The sequence below is a fragment of the Mesorhizobium sp. M1A.F.Ca.IN.020.06.1.1 genome (assembly GCF_004023265.1).
Taxonomy (GTDB): Bacteria; Pseudomonadota; Alphaproteobacteria; order Rhizobiales; family Rhizobiaceae; genus Mesorhizobium.
Window position 1 is genome coordinate 1 of record NZ_RZSR01000311.1, and the last position, 5,863, is coordinate 5,863.

At 54.5% G+C, this 5,863-nt stretch carries 4 protein-coding genes and 1 pseudogene; 2 read left to right on the top strand and 3 right to left on the bottom strand.

Annotated elements, in window-relative coordinates; all coding sequences use genetic code 11:
• Window positions 1-725, bottom strand: a pseudogene (locus tag EOA60_RS15505) (polysaccharide biosynthesis protein); the annotation flags it as partial.
• 333 nt (window positions 726-1,058) lie between these two features.
• On the opposite strand from EOA60_RS15505, the gene EOA60_RS15510 reads away from it, so the two are divergent.
• Window positions 1,059-1,742 carry a class I SAM-dependent methyltransferase gene (locus EOA60_RS15510; RefSeq protein ID WP_164748289.1) on the top strand — a complete coding sequence of 228 codons (684 nt, stop codon included), beginning with the start codon at window positions 1,059-1,061 and terminating at the stop codon, window positions 1,740-1,742.
• The gene (locus tag EOA60_RS15515; RefSeq protein WP_127335301.1) at window positions 1,739-3,532 is read left to right on the top strand and encodes a capsular polysaccharide synthesis protein; all 1,794 of its coding nucleotides are present in this window, start codon (window positions 1,739-1,741) and stop codon (window positions 3,530-3,532) included. Before EOA60_RS15510 ends, EOA60_RS15515 begins: the two co-directional genes overlap by 4 nt.
• On the opposite strand, the gene EOA60_RS15520 is transcribed toward EOA60_RS15515, so the two are convergent.
• Both EOA60_RS15520 and EOA60_RS15525 read right to left on the bottom strand, forming a co-directional pair.
• Window positions 3,417-4,943 carry an ABC transporter ATP-binding protein gene (locus EOA60_RS15520; RefSeq protein ID WP_127335302.1) on the bottom strand — a complete coding sequence of 509 codons (1,527 nt, stop codon included), beginning with the start codon at window positions 4,941-4,943 and terminating at the stop codon, window positions 3,417-3,419. The two genes, EOA60_RS15515 and EOA60_RS15520, sit on opposite strands and share 116 nt — an antisense overlap.
• Window positions 4,933-5,718 (bottom strand): ABC transporter permease, encoded by a 786-nt coding sequence (locus EOA60_RS15525; protein ID WP_206522104.1) that lies wholly within the window; start codon window positions 5,716-5,718, stop codon window positions 4,933-4,935. Before EOA60_RS15525 ends, EOA60_RS15520 begins: the two co-directional genes overlap by 11 nt.
• Between the last annotated feature and the right edge of the window lie 145 nt (window positions 5,719-5,863).

Consider the following 5,863-nt stretch of genomic DNA (forward strand, 5'->3'; position numbering starts at 1 on the left):
CGCTCGACCCCCTTGCCGAAGATCAGGAGGTCGAGGTTTTCCGTGCCCTTGACATACTCTTCCAGCACCCCGACCAGACGCGGCCGCAGCGCCACGACCGGAACGCCCTGGATCTGCGTGCCGAGCGGCGCGCCGGCCTCCGTGGCCATGATGCCGGCGATGGCATATTCGGCCGGCACCGCCGTGCGGGTGAAGCGGACGATCACGTCGGCCTCGCTCAGCCGGCCGATGAACAGCGCCTGCTTGATCGACGCATCGCCGGCGGCGCGGCGCAGGATGCGCCAGGACGCACCGTCGCGCAGGAAACGATAGTAGAGCCTGGGTGCCGAAATGATGGTGAAGGAGACCAGGAAGAAGACGATGAACTGGCGCTCGTTGAGGCCGGCGACCGGCTGGAAAAAGGAGCGGAAGGCAATCGAGGCCAGATAGAGAACCACCGTCAGGCTGCCGCAGCCCTTCAGGATGTTGAAAAAGTCGGGCGTTGAGGCAAAGCGCCAGACGGTGCTGTAGAGGCCGCAGGTGCGAAACAGGAGATGGGCAAGGAGCACGATCAGCGCCCAGCAGGCCAGCCCGCCGGAGGAGAACGCATCGAAGGAAAGCCGCGACTGCGAGAGCGTGAGGCTGAGCGCCACCGCGATCAGGACCATGACGAGGTCCTGGACCATGATGATGGCGCGCCGCATCTTCGGTCGCAGGCCCGATACGGCTTCTACATAGGCGGTCATTGGGTAGTACTGAACTCCAGGCGCGGGAATACTATCAGAGCGGCGCGGGACAGAACACCGTCCGCCGCCACTCCAGATTGCAAATCCCCAACCCCGTCACCCTGTTATCGCATTAGCGCGGACTTGGGGGGAGAGCTAGGGGTTTTTTCCTGTTCTACTCGCCCACGAAGAATCGATTCACATGTTGCCTGTCGCGTTGCGGCAAAATAGATGTGTCGCTGGGTGGCATGCAGTCGGATTCTGGGCGGGACGCTCCACTGCTGAAGGCAGACTAGATTGGAGAGTCAGCAATGCAGGACGTCGACTTCAGACAGCGTGTTTCAGGCAAGTCATATGTCAGCCTACTGGAAGATATCGAAACCAAAGTCCTACTTCGAGATTGGCGTCCAATTTGGCGATACGATTAAGTTGGCGGAATGTGCGACGATCGGTGTCGATCCGCGTTTCAGATGCGAGACAAACATCATAGGCAGAAAGCCGAGCTGTCTACTATTTCAACAAACGAGCGACGCCTTCTTTCAGGAGCACAATCCTTCAACGATACTTGGCAAACCCATCGACCTTGCTTTTCTGGATGGCATGCACCTGTTTGGATTCCTGCTTCGGGACTTTATAAGCACGGAAAAGTACTGCGCCCCTGAATCTATTATCGCGCTACACGACTGCTTGCCGCCGGGGTTCTATATGACTTCGAGGGACATCGCCGATGCGAACCACCCTCACTCCGCATTCCCAGGTTGGTGGGCTGGTGACGTATGGAAGATCGTGCCGACCTTGAAGCAATACCGGCCAGAGCTTTCGATTACGATTACGGATAGTGCGCCAACCGGGCTCGTCGTGATTACGCGCCTCGATCCTGCAAATGAGACGTTTTCGGTCAATTATGAGAAAATCATCGCTGCCTTTGAGCCTATCGATCGGAATGAGTTCACTCGCTACTGGGCCTCGGTACCAATGGTTTCAGCAGGCTCTTTGGATCTCCAGGCATTCCAGCCCTTCCAACGAGAAAAACAATGATTCCTAGGATTGTCTGGATCCTGTGGCTCCAAGGACTCGAAACGGCGCCAGCGATCGTCAGAGCCAGCGTGAATTCTTGGGAAAGGGTCAACCCGGATTGGACGATACAAATCCTGAGCAGAAAGAGCCTGGGAGACTTTTTGCCCGAGGTGGACGACCCAAAGTCGATCCTCTCCATGTCACATCCGGACGCAACCTACAGTGATATTATTCGCATCGAATTGCTGTCGAGATACGGGGGGGTTTGGGTCGACGCTACTTGCTTCTGTCTGCAGCCTCTCAGCCGGTGGCTCGATGGCGTGACGTCAGAGAATTTTTTTGCCTTCGAGCGACCTACCCCGACACGAATGCTATCTTCATGGTTCCTGGCGGCCAGCCAGTCGTCTTACATCATCCATGAATGGCGCAAAAGGATCAACCGCCACTGGCAGAAGCGAACAGATGACCCGGATTATTACTGGTTTCACAATCTGTTTGGCAAAACCTACCAAGATGATGAAAAATTCCGTACCGTCTGGGACCGCGTTCCGAAAATATCGGCGGGCCCGCCACATATGTTCACACCTTATGAGACCAGGCTGCTTGGCCCAGTTTCAGAAGATGATCGACAGGTCGTGTTGTCTGCCAAAATTCCGGTCCTAAAGCTTACACACAAGGTCGACCACGGTGCGGCACGCGCTGGAAGTGTCTATGACTTTCTTTGCGACTACGCTAAGCTAATTTCTCGCCGCAGCACTGAGCACGCGAGCGGCCGATACACTGCAGTCTCCGGTAAGGTCTCCAAAACTCTGTCAGTTCTTTTGTGTTGGTATGGGTCGTTGGAGGGCAACGGAACTGTTGGAGATCTTTTCGCGGTTCAGAGCGTCGCTGATCGCTTAAAAGCGGCGGGGATAGGTTTCACGCACCTAACAGCCAGTTCTGCCTTCGATATTTCAGGCCACAGAACGACTTGGGAAGAAGCCATCGAAAATGACTACACCACACTCGTTTTCGTGTGTGGTCCTGTCATCAAAAGTCATCCGATTGTAGACACGGTAATTCGCCGGTTTCCTTCGCTGCGAAAGATTGGGGTCAGTGTCAGCCAGTTCGCACCAGACCACGCCAACTACGTCCAGCCTTTCGACACTGTTCTGGCGCGCGAAGGAAGCCGTCAGCGTTTTGAAGACGTTGCCATTCTCGCTCCTCAGCCAGTCATCCAAAAGCACGTGCGAGAATTGGATAAACGCCTTGTCGTAGGCCTAGTGCTGCGCGGAGAACAGGGCGAATATGGACCCCAGACTTCGCTGCACGTCCGCACCAGTGCGCTCGTGGTCCACGTGCTCGAATCTCTCGCCGCCAAGCATCGAGTCGAGACGGTGGAGGTAGAACACCACTTGGCCCGCGCCGGTCGCCGGCCGTCTGAAATCGAAGCGTTGTATTCATCGTGCGATCTTGTGCTCACGTCCCGTTTCCATGGCGCAATTTTAGCCATGCGCAATGAAATTCCTTTCATCGCCATCGATCAAATTCGCGGAGGTGGAAAGTTGACAAATTTACTTTCCACGTCTGGATGGCCGTTTGTTTATCGGATTGAGCAGGCAAATATACAGGAAGTGAGCCGCGCTGCGTTGGAGCTTGCACATGGTCACAATGGCGATCTCTTGCGTAACGTTACCGAGCGGGCGAAGACACGCGCTACTGAAACGCTGAATGCTTTGGAGGAATTGCTGGAGACAAAAGCACCTGCGATGTTGCGTCCAAGTTCACGCAGCCTATTGCAGCGAGTTCGGGCTCGTTGGCGACGCGGATGAGTGCCCCCTCAACGATTTTGTGAAGCATACGAAAATCACCATCTACTGAACCTCGTACACCAGCGCTTACCAAATAAGATCCTGGTAACATTAAGCAGCTGAAAGTGAAGCTTATTTTCAGAGAAGAACCGACGGATACGAGCGTGATTCTTTCTCTTTTTACCTTGTGCGTATCCGTTCCCGCAATAACCAGACCCGTTACACTTTTGAATAAGAACTCGAACCCCACATCCATCGCCTCAGATGTGAAGTCAACCATATACTCAAATACATACCGTTTTCCCGCCTGCAAAACATTTATTTTCTCACCGCCAAGAGTCAGGACACTCATATCTCGGATGCGGGCTCCTCTCTCTTCAAGATAAATCGTAGACTTTGAACTTAGGTTGAGATCATAGTAGTCGGCCTCCTGCGCAATGACGCCGTTTGTTTCCGACTCCACCTTGGACGATACAACAACGGAATCAACTGTGGCTGACTCTGAGCTGGATAGCATTGAACAGGCCTCATTAGATGAACCACCCTCTGCCGATTTTACGTGAGAGATAGAAGCATTTTTTTCGCCACTATCAACATCTGACCTTTGCGATTCCAGAAATGTTGCGTTAAGTTCCACGATCCCATTGCGAATTTCTTTCCCCATTTCGACGCTTGCATTGACCAGTCGTTGATATTGGCTAGTGACGGTCTTTGGGCGGCCAAGCATAATTACTTCGCCCGCATCGAGCAGTACAGCGCGATCGCAAAGTTGGACAATCGTCTGCGCCGCATGACTGACGAACAAAATCGTACCGCCACGCTCTTTGATCTGTTCGATCCGCGCGAAGCATTTGCGGGAGAAGGCCTCATCGCCGACCGCCAAAGCCTCATCGACCACCAAAATATCGGGGTCGACATTGATCGCCACGGCGAAAGCTAGCCGTACATACATGCCGGACGAATAGGTCTTCACAGGCTGCTCGATGAAATCGCCTATGTCAGCGAAAGCAGCGATAGATCCGAAGCGCTTGTCCATCTCAGCACTGCTGAGCCCGAGGATAGACGCGTTGAGATAGGCGTTCTCACGACCGGTGAAATCTGGGTTGAATCCGGCACCCAACTCAAGCAAGGCGGCCACGCGACCGTTGACTGTGACCGAGCCGCTCGTAGGTTGCAGTGTGCCGCATATGATCTGCAGAAGCGTCGATTTACCCGAACCGTTGCGGCCGACAATGCCGACAGTCTCACCGCGCCGAACCTCAAGAGACACCTCGGTCAAAGCGGCAAAATCCCGGTAGTAACGCTTGGGCGCGCGCCCTACCAACCGCTGCAGTCGCGGCACCACCATCTGCCTAAGTCGATCCTCCGGCCGATCGAACATGAGGTGATGTTTGGAAACTGCCTTTACCGAGATGGCGATTTCAGAGGACATCAGCGAAGCCCTTCCGCGTGGCTTGGAAGAACAAGAATCCAAGCCCCGCAATGATCGCTGCCGCTATTGTATATACAGCCAGCGCCGACCAGTTCGGGATCTGGTCAAAAATTAGAACCTGGCGAGCCTGTTCTACCGGAATTGAAATTGGGTTCAGGGTCAGCCACGGTCGCACAGCACTCGGCAAGGCTTCTGTCGGCACAAAAATTGGTGACAGGAACATAAGCGCGCTTACGATAGGATTCAGAACTTGGCTGATATCCCGAAAATAAACCCCTGCTGCTGCGAAGAACCACGACAGGCCGATCAGAAGGAGCATAAAAGGAGCTACGACAATCGGGAGAAGTGGCGCCGTCAACGGGATTGAGCCTCGCGAAAGCAAAAGGAAAATGAGCATTACCAAAAAGCTCACCAGCATGTGAAACAGCGCAGCGGCTAGGGCAACCACGGGTAGGATTTCAAGCGGGAAAACAACCTTCTTAACGAAGCTGACATTTGCCAAAATAAGTGTCGGGGCCCTTGTCAGCATTTCGGAGAAGGTTTGAAAGAAGATGAGGCCCACGAACAATATGAGGGCGAACTCAGCTGTCGGCTGCGCATCGCCGCCGCCCGCCCAACGCATTCGCAGGACCGTGCCGAACATGAACGTATATACCGCCAGCATCAGCAACGGGGTCAGTAGCGACCACAAAATGCCGAGCATCGATCCCCGGTAACGACCAGCAACCTCCCGGCGCGTTAGGTTGACGATTACTTCCAAGTGGTTGAAGGTCACAGATTGATCACCTTGAGAAGAGCGCGGACGCGCTGCCTTAGCGCGCCTGTGTCGACTTGGGATGTTACTTCCCGCTGGGTCAAGTGAGGCTGGCCCGGGAACGGGCTTTCCACCATCTGCGATCGGCAGAGTAGAACTTCGTAGT